The sequence below is a fragment of the Pantoea cypripedii genome (assembly GCF_011395035.1).
GTDB lineage: Bacteria > Pseudomonadota > Gammaproteobacteria > Enterobacterales > Enterobacteriaceae > Pantoea > Pantoea cypripedii_A.
In genome coordinates this window covers 1,562,712-1,583,644 of record NZ_CP024768.1, presented here as the reverse complement: position 1 = coordinate 1,583,644, position 20,933 = coordinate 1,562,712, and the positions used below count along the sequence as shown (strand labels likewise).

Here is a 20,933-nt window from a genome sequence, read left to right as displayed (position 1 = left end):
GGGTTTTTTATTGCCCCGCAATCAGCAAAAACTCAGACAAAAAAAATCCCACGGCCCCTGAGGGCAGTGGGAAAAAGCAAGCGCACCCGGTTTAAGTACGCTCAAATCTTCAGGTCAGTTACGCGTTAAGCTGGAACAGTGACATCTTCGACATTTGGGTAAACACGGTATAGGACGCCTGCAACGCCGTTTGTTGCATGGTGTAGCTGGAGATGGCTGAGGTGTAATCCACATCCACCAGGTCACTCATTTGCGAGGCCATAATGGTATCGCGGCTATCGCCCTGCGCATCCAGCGTGTCCAGGTTATCCATTTTGATCCCTACCGCAGAAGTCACGGCAAGCACGTTATTCAGTGAGTTGCTCAGACCACGGTTGGTCTTATCCATCGCATCCTGGAAGGTTTGTTTGGTGGCATCGTCCGCATCGTCCTGCGGCACTTTCAGCGCGGCGATGGCACTGTCGAGCATATTGAACAGGTTGGTTTCGCTGGCACTACCGTCCGGCTCCGCTTTGGCGTTGCTGGTAATTGACATAAACACTGAAGTACCGGTATCGCCCACCGTCATCGTCCGGCTGTCGTCCACTTTCTGACTAATGGCCGTGGTGCCGCCCACATAGGTAACACCTGAGCCGGTATCGTCAAAAGGTGCAGTATCCGTTTTATAACCGGCAAAAATGTAGTTGCCGTTACTATCCTTGCTATTAGCCTGCCCAAGTAACTGCGCACGGATCCCTTCAAGAGAAGTTGCTATCGAGGCGCGGTCATCATCACTCAGCGTACCGGTTGAACCCTGAACAATCAGGGTCTGTGCATCCTGAATGCTGCTGGTTATGCTTTGCAGGGTGTTTGCCTCCAGAGACAAGCTCTGATTGGCAAAGTTGCGCGCCGTGGCGTACTGGCTGCTTTTCGCCTGTGACTGCGACAGCACCACCGCACGCGAAGCGGCAATCGGATCATCAGACGGATTGCTGACGCGGCGGCCACTGGAAAGCTGCTCACCCACTTTAAGCCAGGAGGATTGTGAATCAGTGATTCCGCGCACCTGCTGGTTGAAAATCATATTCGTGCTAAGACGCATGGTTATTTATCCTCTCTCTGCTTAGCTGATACTGCTGATCAGCGCATCAAAGATGGTGCTGGCAGTTTGTAGCACCTGTGCGTTGGCAGTGTAATATTGCTGATATTTGGTCAGGTTGGCGTATTCCTCATCGAGGTTAACGCCTGAAATTGACTGCTGACGATCGCTCAGCTGGTTCACCACGTTTTCCTGGGTAGTGCTTTTGGTTTCCAGGTTGCTGGTTTTATTACCCACGGTACTCACCAGGCTGGCGTAAGCCTGAGTCAGAGTGGCGTTGCCGTTCACCAGATTGGCGTCCTGCAAATCCATCATTTTCTGGGCGTTGGTGTTATCACTTTCTCCACCGGTGGCAGAACCTGCGGCAGCAATCTGTGATTCATCGGTGATGGCGACAGACATGCCACCAATCACGTTCTGCACCGGCTTAACCAGGAAGCTGTCTTTCGCCGCAGGCGTACCGCTTACCGTCAGTTGCAGACCATCGAAACTCAGCGTGGTGTTGCCGCTACTATCCGTGGATTGTGTCGGTGTGACGCTGACGTTGTCCGAGTTACGCGTGACCGACCAGTTGCTGCCGTCATAGCTTACGGTGTAGTTCGAGGCTTTCACCGCGCTGGTATCGGTCCAGGCGGCCGTCACGGTTGCGCTGGAGGTGTTTTTGGTGTTGCTCAGCACTTCCGGGCTGCCGATGGTGAAAAAATCAGTTCCCTGATCGCCGTTGCTATCGTAACCGGCTGTCTGTACGGCGTTGAAACTGGTGGTAAACGCGGCCGCCAGCTGACCGAGCTGATTCTGCGCGGTGTCCAGGTCCTGAGAACGGAATGCCAGCAGGCCGCCAAGCGAACCGGTTGTCAGGGTTTTCTCAGGAATTTCTACGTTGCCCGCCAGCTTATCAACATAACCGACGGTGATACGGGACGGGTCGCTGGTTGACGGCATCGCCACCAGCGTGGCGCTGTTTTTGCCATTTACCAGCGTGGTGCTGCCCATGGAGACGATGTAGCTGCCATCCTGCTGGGAAACGCTGACGCCCACGATATCATTCAGGCTATTCACCAGCTGATCACGCTGATCGAGCAGATCATTCGGTGCCGTACCGCCACCGGTGGTCAGTTTGGCAATCTGGGTATTCAGATCGGCAATCTGGCTGGTATAGGTGTTGATCTGATCAACGCTGGAGGTGATATCGGTATTGACGCTGCTCTGCATGTTGGTCAGGTATTGCGCGGTGGACTGGAACTGGTCTACCAGACCATCTGCATAACTCAGCAGCGACTGACGTGCAGAAGGATCGTTAGCGTTGCTGACTACGTTCTGGACGTTAGTGAAGAAACTTTGCAGCGAATCGGACAGGCTGGTTGTCGAGGTTGACAACAAATCGTCGATATTCGAAACCTGCGAATATTGCGTGTTGGCCGCCTGATAGGTGGCACTGGCGCTACGCAGCTGCGCGGTGATGAATTCATCATACTCACGCTGCACCCCGGTCACATTGACACCATTGCCATAGTAGCTGCTCCCGGTCAGGGTGCTGTTCGCCTGTGCCAGAATGGTGGTCTGACGGGTGTAACCTGCCACGGTGTAGTTACTGATGTTGTTACTGGTGGTACTTAATGCGGCCTGTGCGGCGCTCAGCCCGCTCATCGCTGAGTTGATTATACTGGACATCTCGGTTCCTTAATTTCCCGTTCACCGGGCTGGCTGTCATCAGTGCGGTTACCAGGGCGTCAGGACGCCCAGGGTCTATGAAGGTTATCGGCGTGCTTAAGTGAAACTTGAGGCAAAAAATCAGAACAAATTGGTTAAATCCTGGCTGTACGCCTTCACGACTTTTTCACCCATGTTTTTGAATTGCTGGATCATTCCCACCAGTTTCTGGGCATATTTCGGGTCAGTAGCGTAACCGGCAGCCTGCAAAGCCTGTGCCCCCTGCTCGGCGGTCTGCGCATTCGCGACCGCCGCATAGCGCGGGTTGCTGGAAAGTAGTTTGACGTAGTCAGTCAGTGCTTCGAGATAAGAGCCATAGACGCGGAAGCTGGCGCGGACTTTTTTCGCTTCGCCATGATCGTATTCGGTGGTCATGATATCGGTGGTTTCACCTTTCCAGTCGCTGCTGGCTTTAATACCAAATACGTTGTAGCTCGGCTTACCGTCACGCGTCAGAATCTGACGCTGACCCCAGCCGGACTCCAGTGCCGCCTGCGCCAGGATCAGATGGTGCGGAATGCCACTCTCGTCACTCGCCACTTTGGCGGGCTGCGCCAGCTGGGCAATAAAGTCGCTGCTGTCGCCAGACAGGTTGCCCGGTGACACCGGCAAACGCGGCACCGCTTTGCGCACCATTTGCTCCAGCTGGAGCGGGGCCATGGCGCTGACAATAAAGCTGTTATCCAGCTTCATCGGTACCGTACCCGCACTTTCATCCGGTTCCTGCGCGGGCTGCATCTGTTTGACGATGGTGTCCGCCAGGCCGAGGCCGCGTTTCCCCATTTCCTGCGCAATCTGCTGATCGTACATTGAGGTATAAAGACGCGTTTGATCGTTGCTCAGCAGGCCATCCTGCGGCAGCGCCTCACGCATACTTTTCAGCATCATCTGCACGAACATCCCCTCAACCTGTTTCGCAACCTGTAAGGCTTTACCTTTGGGATCGAGGCTGGCCTCACGTTTCAGGTCATTGAGCGAGCGGCTGTCGTAAGCCGCATTCATCAGCGATTGCGTATCACTCATCAGATAATTTCCAGTTTGGCGCGCAGGCAGCCCGCACTCTGCATGGATTGCAGAATCGACATCAAATCAATCGGTGTCGCACCCAGCGCGTTAAGTGCACGCACCACGCTGTTAAGGTTGGCGCTGGCGTTGACGTGTTGCAGTGCCCCACCACTCTGGCGCATATCAATCTGCGTCTGGGTGGTTGCCACCGTCTGTCCACCGGCAAGCGGGGTATTCGGCTGGCTGACGTTCTGCTGCTGATTCACCGTCACTGACAGATTGCCCTGTGCCACCGCACAGGTGCTCAACGTCACCTCACGGTTCATCACCACCGAACCGGTGCGTGAGTTGATGATCACTTTGGCATCTTCCAGCGGTACGGAAACGTCAAGGTTCTGGATATCGGCCAGCAGACGTACCTGCGAGCTGTTGTTTGGCGACACCCGAATCTGCACAGTACGGGCATCCAGCGCCTGAGCATAGCCGTAGCCACCCCGGTTGATAGCATCCGAGATACGCTGTGCCATGGTGAAATCTTCGTTGTTGAGCTGCAGATTGATGGTGCTCTGGCTACCAAAGTTGCTTTGCAGTTCACGCTCCACCGTGGCCCCACCGGTAATCCGGCCACCATTCAGCTGGTTGACCTGAACGCTGCTGCCACCGGCTGCCGCACCGGCACCACCCACCAGAATGTTACCCTGCGCCAGCGCATACACCTGGTTATCGACCCCTTTCATCGGCGTCATCAGCAGCGTACCGCCACGCAGGCTTTTGGCGTTACCCAGTGACGACACCACCACATCAATGGTTTGTCCCTGACGCGCGAAGGCAGGCAGTGAAGAGGTGACCATCACCGCCGCCACGTTTTTCAGCTGCATGTTGGTGCCGGTCGGTACGGTGATCCCCAACTGCGACAACATGTTGCTGACGGTTTGCGTAGTAAACGGCGTTTGCGTGGTCTGGTCACCGGTACCGTCCAGTCCCACCACTAAGCCATAGCCAATCAGCTGGTTGTCGCGCACGCCCTGCACGGTGGTCAGATCGCGGATGCGGTCAGCATGCGCAATAAGGCTGAAACCGAGCAGCATGCCCAGGCCCAGACGCAGCAGAGTGTTCATTTTCATCGTAACCTCTTACATCGGCGAGATGTTCAGGAAGAAGCGCTGGAACCAACCCATGGTCTGCGCCTCATTGATATAACCATTACCGACGTACTCAATACGTGCATCGGCCACTGCGGTTGACAGCACCGCGTTGCTGGCGCTGATGGTGCGGGGGTTAACCACACCGGAGAAACGAATAAATTCGGTTCCCTGATTAATTTCGATTTGTTTCTCACCCACCACGCGCAGGTTGCCGTTGGACAGCACCTGATTGACGGTGACGGTGATGGTGCCGGTAAAGGTGTTGTTGGCGGTCGCGCCCCCTTTGCCGGTGAAGTCGTTTTTGCCTTCGCCATCGAGACCCACTTTCTCGCCGCTCGCGCCGACCAGACCATTCAACCCGGTCGGTACGGTGGTCAGACCGAAGCTACCGCTGCCATCGCGGCTGGCATTCGCCGAGGAGCTTTTGCTGGCACTGACGTTTTCCTGCAGGGTAATCGTCAGGGTGTCGCCAATATTACGTGGACGGCGATCTTCAAACAGCGGCTGATAACCGTAGTTGAGCGGCGCAACGCCCTGAAAAATCGAACCATTGACCACCGGCGGCGCAGAAGGCGTTGGCTCTGCCGTTGTCGAGCCTTGTACCAGTGGCGTGCGTGGGACCAGCGCACAACCGTTTAATGTCAGCAGCGATAACGCCACCAACCAATGACCAGGCTTGAGAATCACTTGCTTCGCCACGGGGTTCTGACCTTATTCATGTTCTTAATCAGGCCAGCCAGGCTGGCCCAAAGACACCAGATTTATAACTGGGTTAACTTCTGCAGCATCTGATCGGAGGTGCTGACCGCTTTGCTGTTGATCTCATAAGCACGTTGCGTCTGGATCATCGACACCAGTTCTTCCGCCACGTTAACGTTTGAGGTTTCCACATAACCCTGATACAGCAGACCGGCACCGTTCTGACCCGGCGTGCTTTGGGTCGGCGCGCCTGACGCCTGTGTTTCCTGGTAGAGGTTTTCCCCCAGGCTGTCGAGACCGGCATCGTTCATAAAGGTGCTGAGCGTCAGCTGGCCTACCTGCGTCGGGTTGGTCTGCCCCTGCACCGTCACATCCACCACGCCATCGCGTGAAACCGTAATGGCGGTGGCGTTGGCCGGAATGGTGATCCCCGGCTGTACCGGATAACCGGCGTTGGTCACCAGCTGACCATTCTGATCCACCTGGAACGAACCATCGCGGGTATAGGCAGAGGTGCCATCCGGCATCTGTACTTCAAAGTAGCCCTGGCCGTTGATTGCCAGATCTTTTGAGTTGCTGGTCTGCGACAGGTTGCCCTGGGTGTGCAGACGCTCGGTGGTCACCGGACGCACACCGGTACCAATCTGCATACCAGACGGTAAGGTGGTTTGTTCTGATGACTGCGTACCTGGCTGACGGACTGTCTGATACATCAGGTCTTCAAAAACCGCACGCGAACGCTTAAAGCCGTTGGTGCTGACGTTCGCCAGGTTGTTGGCGATGACGTCCATGTTGGTTTGCTGGGCGTCAAGGCCGGTTTTCGCAATCCATAAAGAACGAATCATTGTTTTATCCTCAGCCTTAACTGCTCATATTGAGCAGTTGGTTGGCTTTTTGTTCGTTTTCATCGACGTTAGAGATGACCTTCATTTGCATCTCAAAACGTCGGGCGTTGGCGATCATATCGACCATGGTTTCCACGGGTTTCACGTTACTGCCCTCAAGAACCCCAGGCGAAACCTGCACCGTGGTGTCTTCTGCCAGCGCTGCCCCGCGTGTTGCCTGGGTTTGTGCCGTGGGACGGAACATGCCGTCGTCACTGCGTTGCAGCTCCTGGCCGGTGGCGGTGACCAGCTTCAGACGACCAATCTGCACCGTCGCATTGGGAGCATCACCGGGGTTACGCGAGGTGATGGTGCCATCCGTTGCGATAGTCAGCTCTGCGCCCTGCGGGACCGCAATCGGCCCGCCATCGCCCATCACGGGATTGCCCTGGATTGTCAGGATGCCAGTGGAACTGATTTGAATGTTGCCGTTGCGGGTATAGGCTTCGCTGCCGTCAGCGGTGCGTACCGCCAGCCAGCCGTCCTGCTGCACCGCCACGTCGAGCGCGCGACCGGTATTGTCCATCGCCCCCGCAGTCATATCGGCACCCGGTGTAGAGGCCGTTACCAGAGTACGCGTCGGCAGCGACCAGCCATTGACCGGCACCGCGCGGTAAGCTTCCAGCTGGGCACGAAAACCCGGCGTGGAGGCGTTGGCGAGGTTGCTGGCCGTGACGGACTGCTGCTCCAGCGTCTGGCTGGCGGCTCCCATCGCGGTATATATCGCGTGATCCATAATGCAATCCCGTTAGTGAATTAACGTAAGTTGACCAGGGTGTTGAGGATCTGATCCTGGGTTTTGATGGTCTGCGCGTTCGCCTGATAGTTACGCTGCGCGACGATCATGTTCACCAGTTCATTACTCAAATCCACGTTGGACGCTTCCAGCGCGCCTGCGGTCAGCGAACCAAAGGTGCCGGTGCCTGCGGTGCCGATAGCGGCCTGGCCGGAAGAGCTGGTGGCGCTCCACACGTTGTCACCTTCTGACTGCAAACCTTCCGGGTTAGAGAAGCTCGCCAGTACGATCTGACCCAGCAACTGAGTTTGCTGGTTCGAGTAAGTACCGGTGATGGTGCCGTCGTCGTTGATGGTGTACGTGGTCAGGTCACCCGGTGCATAGCCATCCTGCGTCGGGTTGCCGAAGGTGGTGGTGCCGGTGTTCTGCTGCAGGCTGCCCTGCATACTCAGGGTGATGCTCTGACCAGCCGCAGCGCCGTTCGAGCCATCAATACTCAGAGCTACCGTGGTCGCGCCGGTGACGCCACCCACGCTGGTGAGGTTACCGCTGGTATCAAAGGTCAGATCAAAATCGCCCGCTGAAGTGCCGGTGGTCGAGTCAATCGCGTGCACGGTCCAGGCGTTATCACCGGTTTTGACGTAGTACATATCGAGGGTGTGATCGTTACCCTGCGAGTCATATACCGTCATGGTGCTTTTGGCGTTGTAGCTATCGACGTTAGACGCATCAAAGGTGGTCACTGTCGGCGTGGTGCTGGTGGAGTTAAGGTTCGCCACCTGCGTCGCCGTGGTCGTGGCACGCGCGGACATCTGCGTGGTAGGAATGCTCAGCGCCACCGGGTTAGCACCGGTCTGAATGGTGGCCGGAGAACCACTTGCCGGATAGCCGGTCACGTACAGACCCTGGGTATTCACCAGGTTACGGTTTTCGTCCAGCGTGAACTGGCCGTTACGTGAGTAATACACCGCGCCGCTGCTGTCGGTCATACGGAAGAAGCCGTTGCCGCTCAGCGCCACATCCAGGCCACGGCTGGTGGTGGTGGTGGTGCCGTCGTTGAAGTTCTGGATCACCGCCGCTACTTTGGTGCCCAGGCCCACGTCAGAACCGGCAAACATGTCGGCAAAAGCAATGGTGCTGGATTTAAAGCCCGCTGTGGCGGAGTTGGCGATGTTGTTACCAATTACGTCAAGGTTACTGGAAGCAGCACCCAGGCCGCTCACCGCTTGGGAAAAAGACATATTAATTGCTCCTGGTTACAGGTTTATCAGAGGATCTGACGAACATCATCAAGGGTCGCGGTCCCCATGGTGCCGAGGTCCAGTGTAGAGGTGTCATCCGTTGTGCTGACGCCACTGACGTAGGCGTAATTCAGCGGTTGAGCCACCAGTTGGGTGCTGCCATTGCTGGCGGCAATGGAAACGGTATATTTGCCGTCCGGTGCCGTAGAACCATCAGTCAGCGTGCCATCCCACGAGAAGGTGTGAACGCCTGACGACAGCGCACCCAGGTCAATGGTACGTACCGTGGCACCACTTGAATCTTTGATGGTGGCGGTGGTGGCGGTTGAGGCGGTGGTCAATTCCACACCAAACGGCGTGGTCGTCCCGCTACCCACGAGGATCTGGCTGCCATCCACCATCACGCCATGACCAATCAGCGTAGAACTTTGCAGGTTCTGGCTGGTGCTGATCTGCCCGGAGATGGAGCCCAGCGTGGTATTGAGTTTTTCAATGCCGCTCAGGGTGTTGATCTGTGCCAGCTGTGTGGTGAGCTGGCTGTTATCCATCGGGTTGGTCGGGTCCTGATTCTGTAACTGCGTGACCAGCATGGTCAGAAACTGGTTCTGTAAATCTTCCGCACTGTTACCGGTGCTGCTACTGCTGGAAGAGCTAAGGACCGTGGGGTCCAGATTTTCGTTAACGCCTACCGCGATACCCATTGTGTTTCTCCGTTACTGACCCATAGTCAGCGTTTTCATCATCATTGATTTCACGGTGTTCAGAACCTCAACGTTGGCCTGATAGCTACGTGAAGCCGACATGGTGTTCACGGTCTCGGCCACCACGTCCACATTGGGCATCTTGACGTAACCTTTCTGGTCGGCCATCGGATTGCCCGGGTCGTACACCAATTTCGCCGGGGAAGGATCGTCCACCACGCCGGCTACCTTGACGCCACCGGTTGCCATACCCTGAGCGGCGTCGGTCTGGAAAATCACCTGTTTCGCCACATAGGGCTGACCATCCGGCCCGGTGACGCTATCGGCGTTGGCCAGGTTACTGGCGCTGACGTTCAGGCGCTGCGATTGCGCCGTCATAGCCGACCCGGCGATATCAAAGATATTTAGCAATGCCATGCTTATTGCCCCTGCAGAACGCTCATCATGCCTTTGATTTGGCTACTGATGAGGGTGAGATCGGTTTGATATTTCAGGCTGTTATCGGCGAACTGCGTGCGTTCCCGGTCCATATCCACGGTGTTGCCATCCGCGGCAGGCTGATCGGGAATGCGGTACAGCAGGTCCATTGATGGCTGTGCGTTGCTCTGCGCTTCGATGTGACGTGCCGATGTCACATTCAGCGCCAGACTGCTGCCATCAGCGCGACCATTTTCCATCACCTTGCTGAGCTGGCTGGCAAAGTCGATATCCCGGGCCTGGTAGCCTGGGGTATCAGCGTTGGCAATGTTGGATGCCAGGATTTCCTGACGCTCCGCCCGCAGGTTGAGAGCTTCTGTACCAAATCGCAGCGCGGCATCGAGTTTGTCGAGCATGCTTCCTCCGCGAATGAGAATTTCGAGCTGACAGCTTAATTGGGGAAAAGCAAGGGCTATCGTCTGAATAGCGCCAAAAACATCGGCTATTTTTGACATTGAATTTTTCGCGCGAGGAGTAGACTCAGGGCCATCTTCAGTCAGGAGGCGTATCATGCGCAGATTTCCAACCTTACTGTCTTCACTTTTGCTGGTGCTGGTGCTGCCGGGTCATGCTGCGCAACTTGATGCGCAATTGACGCAATTTTTTAAGGCGCGCGATCCGCAACATGCGGCAGGCATCAATGTGGTTATTCGTACGCCAAAAGAGCAGTGGCCAGCCTGCGATGCGCCGCAGTTTCTGTTGCCTGGCAATAGCCGCCAGTGGGGTAACATGAGCATCGCCACCAATTGCGGACAGAATCGTCGTTATTTACAGGTTCAGGTGCAGGTAACCGGACAATATCTGGTAGCGAATCACCAGTTGATGCGGGGCAGCAGCGTCAGCGCCAGTGATTTCCGCTTGCAATCCGGACGGCTGGATACCCTGCCGGCACGCACCCTGCTCAGCGCGGCGAGCGTCAGCGATGCCATTGTGATGCGTGACATCACGCCAGGCCAGCCGGTCACCGCCACGATGGTGCGCCTGCCGTGGCGAGTAAAAGCCGGGCAAAATGTGCTGGTGGTGGCCAGTGGTAACGGCTTTGATGCCAGTAGTGAAGGCAAGGCAATGAACAATGCGACCACCGCGCAGACGGTTCGCGTACGTATGGGAAATGGTCAGGTCGTCAGCGGCCGGGTCGGCGAGGATGGGAATATTCTTATATCGCTATAAAGCGCTAAAGAACCCTGTTTTTCTGCCGATAGTGAAAGCAACAATGAAATTACCCTATGCTGACTCAGTTGGCTCATCCCCGACTGACTTTACAGGAGCAAGACCATGAGCATCGACAGAACCCAGCCATTACAACCGGTTAGCACTGTTCAGACCCGTGACAGCAATGACAACAGCAGCAAAGTGCGTCAGAGCAGCACGGCAAGCACCACCAGCACCAGCGAAAGCGGTTCACAGGTGAAACTGAGTGCAGCCCAGTCCCAGCTGATGCAGCCGGGTAGCAGTGATATCAATACCGCTCGCGTTGAGCAGCTGAAAACCGCCATTCGCAATGGCGATCTGAAAATGGATACCGGCAAGATCGCCGACGCGCTGATCGCTGATAACAAGGCGTATTTAGAGGGTAACTGATCCCGATGAACAATCTGTTGACCACCTTAGATAAGATGCAGGAAGTGCTCTCCTCACTGAGTGAAGTCATCAATGAGGAGCAGCAGCAACTGGGTGCCGGTTTGATTAACGGCAACCTGTTGCAGCGCATTACTGAAGATAAGAGCGCGCTGCTTTCAACGCTGAACTATCTGGACGAAATGCGCCGGACTACCGAGCAGAGTAGCGGCACCCAGGCACCTTATCGTGGTCACAGTGAAATGTCTCGCCGCTGGAGCAGCATCCAGCAGCATACGCAGCGCCTGCGTGATGCCAATACGCACAATGGCTTGCTGTTGCAGCAGCAAATTCGCTTTACTGATGAGGCGTTAACGGTACTCAAACCCCATCAGACCCAGGCATTTTACGGTCCGGACGGATTGGGCAAAGGCCAGGCGACGCTCAGTCGCAAAGGGTAACCGACCGGGACAAATCCGTTCCTTTATTGACCCGGTCGGCATCAATGCCGACCCTACATCCGTAGGGTGCGCATTGATGCGCACCGTCAGCCCTGAGTACGGCGGGCGAAATCACGCGGGCGGAAGCCAAGCACACCCAGCATGACAAAGTATGCCCCCCCCCCGACGGCACAGACTCCCGCCAGACGCAGCAAGCGCCACCACATATGTCCCTCTTCCCAGGCTGGCATCACATAAAGCAAACCCAGCAGAGCCGCAGCCATCGCCAGCACGGCAATCAACAGACGCAGTAAAAAGCTAAACCAGCCCGGCTGTGGCTGGAAAATCTGTTGCTTACGCAGTTGCCAGTACAGCAGTGCCGCATTCAGACAAGCCGCCAGGCCAATCGACAGCGACAACCCCGCATGTTTCAGCGGACCAATAAACGCAAGGTTCATCAGCTGCGTCATGATCAAGGTAATAATGGCGATCTTCACCGGCGTTTTAATGTCCTGACGGGAATAGAAACCCGGTGCCAGTACTTTCACCACAATCAGCCCCATCAGCCCGACCGAATAGGCAATCAGGGCGCGCTGCGTCATGGCGGCGTCAAAGGCGGTGAATTTACCGTACTGGAATAAGGCGATGGTCAGCGGACCTGAGAGGATGCCGAGCGCCACGGCGCTGGGCAACGCCAGCAGACAGCAAAGACGCAGGCCCCAATCCATCAGGCGGGAATATTCATCGTGATTGCCGCTGGAAAAACTTTTCGCCAGCGACGGCAACAGAATGGTCCCCAACGCCACCCCTAACACCCCGGAAGGAAACTCCATCAGGCGATCGGCGTAGTACATCCAGGAAACCGAGCCGGAAACCAGAAACGAGGCGAAAATAGTATTGATAATCAATGAAATCTGGCTGACGGATACGCCAAGAATCGCCGGTCCCATCTGACGCATCACACGCCAGACACCCGCATCGCGCAGGTTAATGCGCGGCAGCACCAGCATGCCGATTTTCTTCAGGTGCGGCAGTTGATAGAACAACTGCAACACCCCTCCCACCACCACGGCCCACGCCAGCGCCATCACCGGCGGATGGAAATGCGGCGCGGCAAAGAGCGCAAAACCAATCATGCTGATGTTCAACAGTGTCGGCGCAAAGGCAGGCACGGAGAAGCGGTTCCAGGTATTGAGGATAGCCCCGGCCAGCGACGCCAGCGAAATCAGCAGAATATAAGGAAAGGTAACGCGCAGCAGCGAACTGGTTAACGCAAATTTGTCCGCAGTATCGGCAAACCCCGGCGCGGTAATCACAATCACCCAGGGCGCGGCCACCATCCCCAGCACCGTGACCAGCGCCAGCACCAGCGTTAATAACCCGGAAACATAAGCCACAAACACGCGGGTGGCGTCGTCGCCCTGCTTGCTTTTGTATTCGGCCAGAATCGGCACGAACGCCTGAGAAAATGCCCCCTCGGCGAAAATTCGTCGCAACAGATTAGGCAATTTAAAGGCAACAAAGAAGGCGTCGGTCGCCATCCCGGCGCCAAACACCCGCGCCACAATGGCATCGCGGGCAAAGCCCAGCACGCGGGAAAACAGGGTCATTGAACTGACCGCTGCCAGCGATTTCAACAAATTCATAATTGGCGGCGCATCCTGAAAAGTGTCGGATAAATGAGCAACTTAGCGCGGACATCCTGAGATGCCCGGCGATAGTCTACTGCCACAACGGGAAATGACCAGCATTGAGTGTTACAAGGGATTATTCCTGCTCAGCATCGCGCCACAACTTCTCCACCAGCCGCTGTGCCGCCAGCGCTTGTTCGCCACTGGTTTCAGGCATCGTCTGATTTTGCACGCACTGAATAAAATGATGGGCAGCGCCGCTAAATCCACGCTGGGTAAGATGACTCTGCCACGCGGCGGGAGCCTCCAGACGTAAACCCGCGCGATTTTCCTGCTGCCAGTCACGCATTTCGGCGATCTGGATATAATCGCCATCGCAAACGGCCGTCACCACTTCACGTTGGGTGCCCGCACGGCGATGCATGCTGGTGGTGATTTGTAAGCCCCCGGCAGAGAAATGATGCTCGGCATACAGCATCGCGCCCTGCTCATTGGTCTCAATATGACCATGCTGACGCGTCAGCTTGCCACCCGCCAGCCACAGCGCGGTATCGACGACATGCAGATAATCATCCAGCAGGGTAAAACGCAAATCCTGCGGCCCGACGCTGTCCGTGCGGTGCTTTTCAATCCGCAGTGAAGCGGCATTGGCCATCTGCGCCTGCAACTGCTGATAACGCGGCGCAAAGCGGCGATTAAACGCCACCATCAGTTTACGTTTACGTTTCTCCGCCAGCGCCACCAGCGCTTCCGCCTGTTGCAGGGTTTCCGCCAGCGGCTTATCGACGCAGACATCTTTATCTGCCAGCAGCAACGCTTTTACCACCTCATAATGCGAAGCGGTGCTGCTATGAACGAACACCGCATCGCTGGCCGCCGCCAGCGCGTCCAGCGTGGCAAAATAAGGTATGCGGTAGCTGTCGCAGATGGGCTGTGCTTTGGCCTGATTGGGGGAAAAGGCACCCGCCAGCTGCCAGCTTTCGGCCTGAGATAATACGGACAGCCAGGCTTTTTGTGCAATGCCGCCCAAACCAACAATCCCGATACGTAGCGTCATCTTAATGCTCCTTTTGCAGCAGCTGTTCGAGCTGTGCCTGCAACTGCGCCACAGTTTCTTCCAGTTGTGCAACACGGGCTTCAAGCCCCGGATGGTCTGATTCGCCTGCCGGTTCGGATGTCTCCACCACGTCACCACCAAACAGATGCATATAACGACTTTCGCGTTTGCCCGGTTCACGCGCCAGCCGCACCACCATCGGGCCATCTTCGCGGCTGAGCAAATGATTCAGTGTCTGTTCAACTTCATTCATGTCACTGAATTCATGCAGGCGACCGCTGCGGGTACGCAGCTCCCCTGGCGTTTGTGCCCCGCGTAAAAACAGCAGCGTCAATACGGCGACTTCGGCGCTGCTGAGTTGCAGGTTGCCAAACGCCGAGTTGCAGAACCGTTGTTCATATTTGCTGACGCGCTGGCCGAAACCGTTATTCGAGGTGACCAGGTGTTTTTTAACCAGCTCGTCCAGTTGTGACTGCACTTCGCTTTCGCTCAGGTTCATCACCGGTTCGCGGTTAGATTTCTGATTGCAGGCAGTGACCACACCATTGAGAGACAGAGGATATTGATCCGGGGTGGTGACCTGCTTTTCCAGCAGACAACCAATCACGCGCAGTGCCTGCGCCGATAAAGCCATTTTCATCGCATTGTTCCCTTTTTTATGATCCGCGGCGGTCCGGGGTCCACTCGCGCCAGGTCAGCGCTGTCAGAACATGATCCTGCCAGCGGCCATCGATCAACAGGTAATCTTTGGCATAACCCTCTTTTTCAAAGCCCAGCCGCGCCAGCAGATCGCCGCTGCGCTGATTATGCGGCATATAGTTGGCCATGATCCGGTGCATATGCTGCTGCCGTTGCATATAGCGGATTGCGCTCTGCAACGCTTCAAACATCAGCCCCTGCCCCTGCCACTTTTCGCCCAGTGAATAGCCAAGATAACAGGCATGGAACGAACCCCGCAGTACGTTGCTAAAGTTGGCGACGCCCCGCACTTCGCGTTCTTCCTGATCCATCAACACAAAATAGAATGCCGAGCCTTGCTTATGCATGTCGGCAATCAGTCCCAGACGCGCTTGCCAGCCAGACGGATAACAATGGCTTTCATCGCGTACCGGCTCCCAGGGCTTGAGAAACACGCGGTTTTCCGCGTAGTAATCCGCCAGCCGCCAGGCATCACGCTCATGAACTAAACGAACCACCAAACGATCGGTAGTGAGACGCACGCGCGGCCCAGCAGAACGATAGCCAAACATCTTGACTCCTGAAATCCATGGCTTAAGAAGGAAGTACGCCAGCGGCGTTATATCTCACTATAACCGTCACCCCGCCTGCGGTAAAACCCCGGATCCTGTTCCCGGGAATTCATCCTTAATCAGGATAAATTTTCTTACCGCTTCGATGAAAAAATATCATCCTGATAATCCTGTTTTTCTGCCGTACGGCGGCGGAAAATAGACCAACTGGTCTCTTTTTTCCTCTCTTCCTTGCTCAGGATTTAGCATGTCTCGGGTTGCGCGGGCACGACGCCTCGGTAAAACATTTTTATTAGTGGATAACATGCTGGTGGTATTGGGATTTTTTGTGGTATTTCCCCTTATCTCCATTCACTTCGTCGAACAGCTCGGCTGGGCTGCGCTGATGGTCGGCATTGCCCTCGGCCTGCGGCAGTTTGTGCAGCAGGGTTTCGGCATCTTCGGCGGTGCGATTGCCGACCGTTTCGGTGCGCGTCCCCTGATCGTCACCGGCATGTTAATGCGTGCGGCGGGCTTTGCCTGTATGGCCCTCGCCCATGAACCCTGGCTGTTGTGGCTGGCTTGTCTGCTATCCGGACTCGGCGGCACCCTGTTCGATCCGCCCCGCAGCGCGATGGTGGTGAAGCTGGTGAGAGCGCGTGAACGCGGCCGCTTCTTTTCACTGCTGATGATGCAGGATAGCGCGGGCGCGGTGTTGGGGGCGCTGATTGGCAGCTGGCTGCTGGCGTGGGATTTCCGCCTGGTATGCTGGGTTGGCGCGGCGGTGTTCGTCAGCGCCGCTTTATTCAATGCTATCTGGTTACCGGCCTGGCGCATTTCCACCGAGCGTATTGCGATGCGTGATGGCATGCAACGCGTCTGGCAGGACAAACGCTTCCGCCTGTATGTGCTGACGCTGACGGGTTATTACATTCTTGCGGTGCAGGTGATGCTGATGTTGCCGGTGATGGTGAACCAGGTCGCAGGTGCCCCGGCGGCAGTGAAATGGATGTACGCCATCGAAGCAATGCTGTCACTCAGCCTGCTCTATCCGCTGGCGCGCTGGAGCGAAAAACGTTTCCGCCTCGAAACACGTCTGATGGCCGGGCTGTTTTTGATGACCATCAGCCTGTTACCGGTTGGCCTGACCACCACGCTGCCGTCACTGTTCTTCCTGATCGCCGTGTTCTATCTCGGTTCGATCATCGCGGAACCGGCGCGAGAAACGCTGAGCGCATCGCTTGCCAGCTCACGCGCCCGTGGCAGCTATATGGGTTTCAGCCGTCTCGGGCTGGCTCTGGGTGGCCTGATTGGCTATTCCGGCGGAGGCTGGATGTTCGATTTAGGCCAGCAACTGTCGTTGCCGGAATTACCCTGGATGCTGCTCAGTACCGTAGGTGGCGTGACGCTGCTGGCCCTGTGGTGGCAATTTCAGCCACGCGCGGTCGCCCCGGCGTTGTTCAGCAGCTGATTTGCCCCGGTCGCCTTTCTCTCCCATACTTCCCGCACGCCGATAAAAAAGGGTGACGCCAGTCACCCTGATAATCACAGGAGAAACGGGATGAAACTCTACATCTACGATCACTGCCCTTTCTGCGTCAAAGCACGCATGATTTTTGGGTTGAAAAATCTGCCAGTCGAGCTGGTGGTCATGCTCAATGACGACGAGAACACACCCAAAAAACTGATTGGTCAGAAGATGGCGCCCATTCTGCAAAAGGCGGATGGCAGCGCGATGCCGGAAAGCCTGGATATTGTGCGTCTGGTGGATAAGCAAGATGGTGAACCGCTGCTGAATGGCAAAGCCAATCCGGCCATCAGCGACTGGCTGCGTCGCGTCAATGGTTACGTCAACAAACTGCTGCTACCCCGTATCGCCGACGCGGGCTTCGCTGAGTTCGCTACGCCGGAAGCGCGTAACTATTTCCGCGAGAAAAAACAGGCCAACATTGGCGACTTCACTGAACTGCGCAAGCACGCGCCAGGGCTGATAAAAAACGTCAGTGACGATTTGCGTCAGCTGGATAAGTTAATCGTCAAACCTAATGCGGTGAACGGCGAGCTTTCCGAAGATGATATCCATCTGTTTCCGTTGTTACGTTCCTTAACACTGGTTGCGGGTATTGAATGGCCCAGCCGCGTGGCCGATTATCGCGACAATATGGCGAAGCAAACCCAGGTCAACCTGCTCTCCTCTATCGCAGCCTGACCCTCATGATGAGAGGCGCACCGGCGCTTCTCATCTCTCTCCTGGTGACACCTGCCCCTGATTCAGGCACGCTATGCCTCGTTTGCCGTATCATTCAGGATGAGGAAAGTATGAAGAAGGCGTTTTCCGGGCTACTGGCCCTGTTGTTTGCCGTGCTGCTGACTGGCTGTAACCAATTAACGCAGTACACCATCAGCGAGCAGGAAGTGAATCAGGCGCTGCAAAAGCACAATAACTTCGAGAAAGATGTTGGCGTCTCCGGGCTGGTGAATGCACATATCGTGCTGAGTGATTTGAGCAGCCAGATTGGCCGTGAAGAACCCGGCAAAATTACCCTGACAGGCAAAGCGACCATCAATGTCAGTTCATTATTTGGTCCGCAACAGGCCGAAATGCAGCTCAAAATGAAGGCGCAACCGGTGTTCAATCCTCAGCAGGGGGCGATTTACCTGCATGATCTGGAAATTGTTGACGCCCAGGTGCAGCCGGAAAAAATGGCGTCGATCATGAAGACGTTGACTCCCTATCTGAATGAATCGCTGAAGCGTTATTTCAATGAAAAACCCGCTTATGTGCTGAGCGAAGATCGCAGCAAAGGTGAAGCGCTGGCGAAGAAATTCGCCAAAGGACTGGAAGTTAAACCTGGCCAGCTGGTGATCCCTTTCACTGATTAACCCCCGTGACCGCGCCTGCTGTGGCGCGGTTTTGCTTCTGACGCATAAAATCCCGTGCAAACGGTTGCCCAAATCCTTATGCTTACTCCCCGGCCTAAACGTGCCTTTCGTTTTCTACTCAGCCGGAGCCTTTTGAATGACAGCCCAACCCCAGCAAATCACGATTCGCCGCCCTGACGACTGGCATATTCATCTGCGCGATGGCGCGATGTTACAGGCCGTGTTGCCTTATACCAGTGCGGTAAACAGTCGTGCCATTGTCATGCCAAACCTGGTTCCGCCGGTGACCAGCGTCGCGGCTGCGGTGGCCTATCGGGATCGCATCCTTGCGGCCTTACCCGCCGGACACGCCTTTACACCGCTGATGACCTGCTATCTGACCGACTCTCTCGACCCGGATGAGATCGAGCAGGGCTTCCGGGCTGGCGTATTCACCGCCGCTAAACTTTATCCCGCTCACGCCACCACCAACTCCAGCCACGGCGTCACCAATATTGCCTCCATTGCACGCGTGCTGGAGCGGATGCAGCAGATCGGTATGCCGATGCTGGTACACGGTGAAGTGACCGATTCTCACATCGATATTTTTGACCGTGAAGCGCGTTTTATTGAGACGGTGCTGGAACCGCTGCGTCAGCAGTTCCCGGCATTGAAAGTGGTGATGGAACACATCACCACCAAAGAAGCGGCGGAATATCTTGCCGCCGGTAATGAACTGCTCGGTGCCACCATTACGCCACAACACCTGATGTTTAACCGCAACCATATGCTGGTGGGCGGTGTGCGTCCGCATCTGTATTGCCTGCCGATCCTGAAACGTAATATCCACCAGGAAGCGCTGCGTAAACTGGTCGCCAGTGGCAACCGTCGTGTATTCCTCGGCACCGATACCGCCCCACACCTGCGTCATCTGAAAGAGGCCAGCTGTGGTTGTGCCGGGGTGTTTAATGCTCCGACTTCTCTGCCAGCTTACGCCACCGTATTTGAGGAACTGGATGCGCTGCAACATTTCGAAGCGTTCTGCTCCGAGAATGGTCCGAACTTCTATGGTCTGCCACTGAATGAGGGGACACTGACGCTGGTGCGTGAACCCTGGACTGTCGAACAGACCGTGGCCATCGCCGATGATACCCTGGTGCCTTTCCTGGCCGGTGAGACCCTGAACTGGCGCGTAACCGCCTGATGTGATGATGCTTGCCTTCGGAAGCAATATACTGTACAAATAGCCAGTATATTATTCCGGAGGTGTTTATGCGTGTCGAAATTACCGTAGCAAAAACTCAACCCCTTCCTGCTGGCGCACTTGACGCGCTGAGCGCCGAACTTACCCGCCGCATCAGCCGGGATTTTCCCGACGACGAACATCATGTCAAAATCCGTTACGCCAGCGGCAACCAGCTCAGCGTATTTGGTGGCTGCAAAGAAAATCGCGATCGCATCAGTGATATTTTGCAGGAAACCTGGGAAAGCGCTGACGACTGGTTTATTACCGATTAACCGCCACTGCGCAGTTTTGCCGGGTTTCGCCACCCGGCTTTTTTGTTTTTATTTCTCCCTCGCCAGACAAAGTCACTGCATCTAAAATCATCATTAACGCCCCTATTCTTGCACCCGCCATGCTAACAGGAGATGTTTTACCCATGACTCACGATAAACCGGAAGAGGCAATGACATTTGGCGAATTGCTGGCGTTAATTGGTGAACAGCAACGCCGCTTAACTGTGCTGGAAAATGCCTTTGCTAATCTGACATTCTGTCTTGATGATCGTGCCAGCCAGTTACTGGTGCACAATCTTTTGCTGGAAGCGCAAAACCAGAACCACGATACGCAGTTACAGCAGCAATTTGTCCATCTGGCCGAAGAAATTAAGAAATGCAGCGGTGAAAGACCAGATGATTCGCAGGGTTAAAATCGCCCTTTAATCGGTTCCAGAGTTCTCCTAAAGTCAGGTAACTTTGCTGCCGATAACCTGATTAGTGCGACTTTACATTCGCAGCTTCAAATGCCCATAAGCGCGGGCGGTTTATTATTTTTTAAAAGCGTATTTTAAAAGCATTTATTTTTTGCTCAGATTTTGAACACCACATTTTTTAACTATTGTACCGTTCGTTTCATGTTATAATTATCCCGCTAGTGCAAGAAAAGCCGCATTGAACCTCAAGAAGCACTTCGTTTAACGAGTAAAAAGGAGGTTATAATGGACAGAAATAAAGACGTCATCCAGACTCATCCATTAGTCGGATGGGACATTAGCACTGTAGACAGTTATGACGCCATGATGATCCGCCTGCACTCGCTCTCATCGCAGGATCAGAAAGAAGAAGACGCAGATGTTGGTCCTACCTACTGGCTAACCACGGATGTGGCGAGGCAGTTTATCTCCATACTCGAAGCTGGCATTGCAAAGATAGAGTCCACAGAGCAATACCTACGCGATAACCAAAAGCATTAATTTTTAA

The 20,933-nt window shown here is 55.4% G+C and carries 25 protein-coding genes; 10 read left to right on the top strand and 15 right to left on the bottom strand.

Annotated features, from left to right (window positions below):
- Window positions 1-118 precede the first annotated feature (118 nt).
- The 11 genes from flgL to flgB form a co-directional block, all read right to left on the bottom strand.
- On the bottom strand, window positions 119-1,081 hold the full coding sequence (gene flgL, locus CUN67_RS07330; RefSeq protein ID WP_208714634.1) for a flagellar hook-associated protein FlgL: 963 nt from the start codon (window positions 1,079-1,081) through the stop codon (window positions 119-121).
- Window positions 1,082-1,102: 21 nt separating this feature from the next.
- Window positions 1,103-2,749, bottom strand: a complete 1,647-nt coding sequence (gene flgK, locus CUN67_RS07325; protein ID WP_208714633.1) for a flagellar hook-associated protein FlgK — start codon at window positions 2,747-2,749, stop codon at window positions 1,103-1,105.
- 120 nt (window positions 2,750-2,869) lie between these two features.
- Window positions 2,870-3,811 carry a flagellar assembly peptidoglycan hydrolase FlgJ gene (gene flgJ / locus CUN67_RS07320; RefSeq protein ID WP_208714632.1) on the bottom strand — a complete coding sequence of 314 codons (942 nt, stop codon included), beginning with the start codon at window positions 3,809-3,811 and terminating at the stop codon, window positions 2,870-2,872.
- Complete coding sequence (locus tag CUN67_RS07315; protein ID WP_084873876.1) at window positions 3,811-4,917, bottom strand: flagellar basal body P-ring protein FlgI; 1,107 nt, start codon at window positions 4,915-4,917, stop codon at window positions 3,811-3,813. Before CUN67_RS07315 ends, flgJ begins: the two co-directional genes overlap by 1 nt.
- Window positions 4,918-4,926: 9 nt before the next feature.
- Complete coding sequence (locus CUN67_RS07310; RefSeq protein ID WP_084873875.1) at window positions 4,927-5,637, bottom strand: flagellar basal body L-ring protein FlgH; 711 nt, start codon at window positions 5,635-5,637, stop codon at window positions 4,927-4,929.
- Window positions 5,638-5,699: 62 nt separating this feature from the next.
- Window positions 5,700-6,482 (bottom strand): flagellar basal-body rod protein FlgG, encoded by a 783-nt coding sequence (flgG, locus tag CUN67_RS07305; RefSeq protein ID WP_084873874.1) that lies wholly within the window; start codon window positions 6,480-6,482, stop codon window positions 5,700-5,702.
- A gap of 16 nt (window positions 6,483-6,498) precedes the next feature.
- Entirely contained in the window at window positions 6,499-7,257 is a 759-nt protein-coding gene (locus CUN67_RS07300) for a flagellar basal body rod protein FlgF (protein WP_084873873.1), read from the bottom strand.
- A gap of 20 nt (window positions 7,258-7,277) precedes the next feature.
- Window positions 7,278-8,498, bottom strand: a complete 1,221-nt coding sequence (gene flgE / locus CUN67_RS07295) for a flagellar hook protein FlgE (RefSeq protein ID WP_208714631.1) — start codon at window positions 8,496-8,498, stop codon at window positions 7,278-7,280.
- Between the two features lie 26 nt (window positions 8,499-8,524).
- Entirely contained in the window at window positions 8,525-9,199 is a 675-nt protein-coding gene (flgD, locus tag CUN67_RS07290) for a flagellar hook assembly protein FlgD (protein ID WP_208714630.1), read from the bottom strand.
- Between the two features lie 12 nt (window positions 9,200-9,211).
- Entirely contained in the window at window positions 9,212-9,616 is a 405-nt protein-coding gene (flgC, locus tag CUN67_RS07285; RefSeq protein WP_208714629.1) for a flagellar basal body rod protein FlgC, read from the bottom strand.
- Between the two features lie 2 nt (window positions 9,617-9,618).
- Entirely contained in the window at window positions 9,619-10,032 is a 414-nt protein-coding gene (gene flgB / locus CUN67_RS07280) for a flagellar basal body rod protein FlgB (protein ID WP_084873869.1), read from the bottom strand.
- 154 nt (window positions 10,033-10,186) lie between these two features.
- Here flgB and flgA point away from each other — a divergent pair, with 154 nt between their 5' ends.
- The 3 genes from flgA (at window position 10,187) to flgN (ending at window position 11,694) form a co-directional block, all read left to right on the top strand.
- On the top strand, window positions 10,187-10,846 hold the full coding sequence (gene flgA, locus CUN67_RS07275) for a flagellar basal body P-ring formation chaperone FlgA (RefSeq protein ID WP_208714628.1): 660 nt from the start codon (window positions 10,187-10,189) through the stop codon (window positions 10,844-10,846).
- 105 nt (window positions 10,847-10,951) lie between these two features.
- On the top strand, window positions 10,952-11,257 hold the full coding sequence (gene flgM, locus CUN67_RS07270) for a flagellar biosynthesis anti-sigma factor FlgM (protein WP_208714627.1): 306 nt from the start codon (window positions 10,952-10,954) through the stop codon (window positions 11,255-11,257).
- Window positions 11,258-11,262: 5 nt separating this feature from the next.
- Window positions 11,263-11,694, top strand: a complete 432-nt coding sequence (gene flgN, locus CUN67_RS07265; RefSeq protein ID WP_208714626.1) for a flagellar export chaperone FlgN — start codon at window positions 11,263-11,265, stop codon at window positions 11,692-11,694.
- Between the two features lie 86 nt (window positions 11,695-11,780).
- Here flgN and murJ read toward each other — a convergent pair whose 3' ends face one another.
- The 4 genes from murJ to rimJ all read right to left on the bottom strand — a co-directional run bounded on the left by murJ (window position 11,781) and on the right by rimJ (window position 15,611).
- Window positions 11,781-13,319 carry a murein biosynthesis integral membrane protein MurJ gene (murJ, locus tag CUN67_RS07260; protein WP_208714625.1) on the bottom strand — a complete coding sequence of 513 codons (1,539 nt, stop codon included), beginning with the start codon at window positions 13,317-13,319 and terminating at the stop codon, window positions 11,781-11,783.
- A 121-nt stretch (window positions 13,320-13,440) separates the two neighbouring features.
- Window positions 13,441-14,361 carry a Gfo/Idh/MocA family protein gene (locus CUN67_RS07255; protein WP_208714624.1) on the bottom strand — a complete coding sequence of 307 codons (921 nt, stop codon included), beginning with the start codon at window positions 14,359-14,361 and terminating at the stop codon, window positions 13,441-13,443.
- A 1-nt stretch (window position 14,362) separates the two neighbouring features.
- On the bottom strand, window positions 14,363-15,001 hold the full coding sequence (locus tag CUN67_RS07250) for a DUF480 domain-containing protein (protein ID WP_208714623.1): 639 nt from the start codon (window positions 14,999-15,001) through the stop codon (window positions 14,363-14,365).
- A 16-nt stretch (window positions 15,002-15,017) separates the two neighbouring features.
- Complete coding sequence (rimJ, locus tag CUN67_RS07245; protein ID WP_084873862.1) at window positions 15,018-15,611, bottom strand: ribosomal protein S5-alanine N-acetyltransferase; 594 nt, start codon at window positions 15,609-15,611, stop codon at window positions 15,018-15,020.
- A 247-nt stretch (window positions 15,612-15,858) separates the two neighbouring features.
- On the opposite strand from rimJ, the gene mdtH reads away from it, so the two are divergent.
- From mdtH to bssS, 7 genes are all read left to right on the top strand, one after another.
- Entirely contained in the window at window positions 15,859-17,061 is a 1,203-nt protein-coding gene (gene mdtH, locus CUN67_RS07240) for a multidrug efflux MFS transporter MdtH (RefSeq protein WP_208714622.1), read from the top strand.
- A 90-nt stretch (window positions 17,062-17,151) separates the two neighbouring features.
- Window positions 17,152-17,799, top strand: coding sequence for a glutaredoxin 2 (grxB, locus tag CUN67_RS07235; protein ID WP_208714621.1), 648 nt, complete (start codon window positions 17,152-17,154; stop codon window positions 17,797-17,799).
- A gap of 110 nt (window positions 17,800-17,909) precedes the next feature.
- Window positions 17,910-18,473, top strand: coding sequence for a lipoprotein (locus CUN67_RS07230; RefSeq protein ID WP_084873859.1), 564 nt, complete (start codon window positions 17,910-17,912; stop codon window positions 18,471-18,473).
- 136 nt (window positions 18,474-18,609) lie between these two features.
- The gene (gene pyrC, locus CUN67_RS07225; RefSeq protein WP_208714620.1) at window positions 18,610-19,656 is read left to right on the top strand and encodes a dihydroorotase; all 1,047 of its coding nucleotides are present in this window, start codon (window positions 18,610-18,612) and stop codon (window positions 19,654-19,656) included.
- A gap of 68 nt (window positions 19,657-19,724) precedes the next feature.
- Complete coding sequence (gene dinI / locus CUN67_RS07220; protein ID WP_208714619.1) at window positions 19,725-19,970, top strand: DNA damage-inducible protein I; 246 nt, start codon at window positions 19,725-19,727, stop codon at window positions 19,968-19,970.
- Window positions 19,971-20,113: 143 nt separating this feature from the next.
- A complete protein-coding gene (locus CUN67_RS07215) occupies window positions 20,114-20,383 on the top strand; it encodes a hypothetical protein (protein WP_208714618.1) in 270 nt (89 codons plus the stop codon).
- A gap of 288 nt (window positions 20,384-20,671) precedes the next feature.
- Window positions 20,672-20,926, top strand: a complete 255-nt coding sequence (gene bssS / locus CUN67_RS07210; protein WP_208714617.1) for a biofilm formation regulator BssS — start codon at window positions 20,672-20,674, stop codon at window positions 20,924-20,926.
- Window positions 20,927-20,933 lie beyond the last annotated feature (7 nt).

Bases quoted from the DNA above. Each gene is read 5' to 3' on its own strand.
- grxB (WP_208714621.1), top strand. From the start codon at position 17,152: ATGAAACTCTACATCTACGATCACTGCCCTTTCTGCGTCAAAGCACGC.
- dinI (WP_208714619.1), top strand. From the start codon at position 19,725: ATGCGTGTCGAAATTACCGTAGCAAAAACTCAACCCCTTCCTGCTGGC.
- flgA (WP_208714628.1), top strand. From the start codon at position 10,187: ATGCGCAGATTTCCAACCTTACTGTCTTCACTTTTGCTGGTGCTGGTG.
- flgC (WP_208714629.1), bottom strand. From the start codon at position 9,616: ATGGCATTGCTAAATATCTTTGATATCGCCGGGTCGGCTATGACGGCG.
- flgE (WP_208714631.1), bottom strand. From the start codon at position 8,498: ATGTCTTTTTCCCAAGCGGTGAGCGGCCTGGGTGCTGCTTCCAGTAAC.
- CUN67_RS07215 (WP_208714618.1), top strand. From the start codon at position 20,114: ATGACTCACGATAAACCGGAAGAGGCAATGACATTTGGCGAATTGCTG.
- flgN (WP_208714626.1), top strand. From the start codon at position 11,263: ATGAACAATCTGTTGACCACCTTAGATAAGATGCAGGAAGTGCTCTCC.
- flgK (WP_208714633.1), bottom strand. From the start codon at position 2,749: ATGTCCAGTATAATCAACTCAGCGATGAGCGGGCTGAGCGCCGCACAG.
- rimJ (WP_084873862.1), bottom strand. From the start codon at position 15,611: ATGTTTGGCTATCGTTCTGCTGGGCCGCGCGTGCGTCTCACTACCGAT.
- flgL (WP_208714634.1), bottom strand. From the start codon at position 1,081: ATGCGTCTTAGCACGAATATGATTTTCAACCAGCAGGTGCGCGGAATC.
- bssS (WP_208714617.1), top strand. From the start codon at position 20,672: ATGGACAGAAATAAAGACGTCATCCAGACTCATCCATTAGTCGGATGG.
- mdtH (WP_208714622.1), top strand. From the start codon at position 15,859: ATGTCTCGGGTTGCGCGGGCACGACGCCTCGGTAAAACATTTTTATTA.
- CUN67_RS07250 (WP_208714623.1), bottom strand. From the start codon at position 15,001: ATGAAAATGGCTTTATCGGCGCAGGCACTGCGCGTGATTGGTTGTCTG.
- flgB (WP_084873869.1), bottom strand. From the start codon at position 10,032: ATGCTCGACAAACTCGATGCCGCGCTGCGATTTGGTACAGAAGCTCTC.
- murJ (WP_208714625.1), bottom strand. From the start codon at position 13,319: ATGAATTTGTTGAAATCGCTGGCAGCGGTCAGTTCAATGACCCTGTTT.
- flgD (WP_208714630.1), bottom strand. From the start codon at position 9,199: ATGGGTATCGCGGTAGGCGTTAACGAAAATCTGGACCCCACGGTCCTT.
- flgJ (WP_208714632.1), bottom strand. From the start codon at position 3,811: ATGAGTGATACGCAATCGCTGATGAATGCGGCTTACGACAGCCGCTCG.
- pyrC (WP_208714620.1), top strand. From the start codon at position 18,610: ATGACAGCCCAACCCCAGCAAATCACGATTCGCCGCCCTGACGACTGG.
- CUN67_RS07230 (WP_084873859.1), top strand. From the start codon at position 17,910: ATGAAGAAGGCGTTTTCCGGGCTACTGGCCCTGTTGTTTGCCGTGCTG.
- flgG (WP_084873874.1), bottom strand. From the start codon at position 6,482: ATGATTCGTTCTTTATGGATTGCGAAAACCGGCCTTGACGCCCAGCAA.
- CUN67_RS07255 (WP_208714624.1), bottom strand. From the start codon at position 14,361: ATGACGCTACGTATCGGGATTGTTGGTTTGGGCGGCATTGCACAAAAA.
- CUN67_RS07315 (WP_084873876.1), bottom strand. From the start codon at position 4,917: ATGAAAATGAACACTCTGCTGCGTCTGGGCCTGGGCATGCTGCTCGGT.
- flgM (WP_208714627.1), top strand. From the start codon at position 10,952: ATGAGCATCGACAGAACCCAGCCATTACAACCGGTTAGCACTGTTCAG.
- CUN67_RS07300 (WP_084873873.1), bottom strand. From the start codon at position 7,257: ATGGATCACGCGATATATACCGCGATGGGAGCCGCCAGCCAGACGCTG.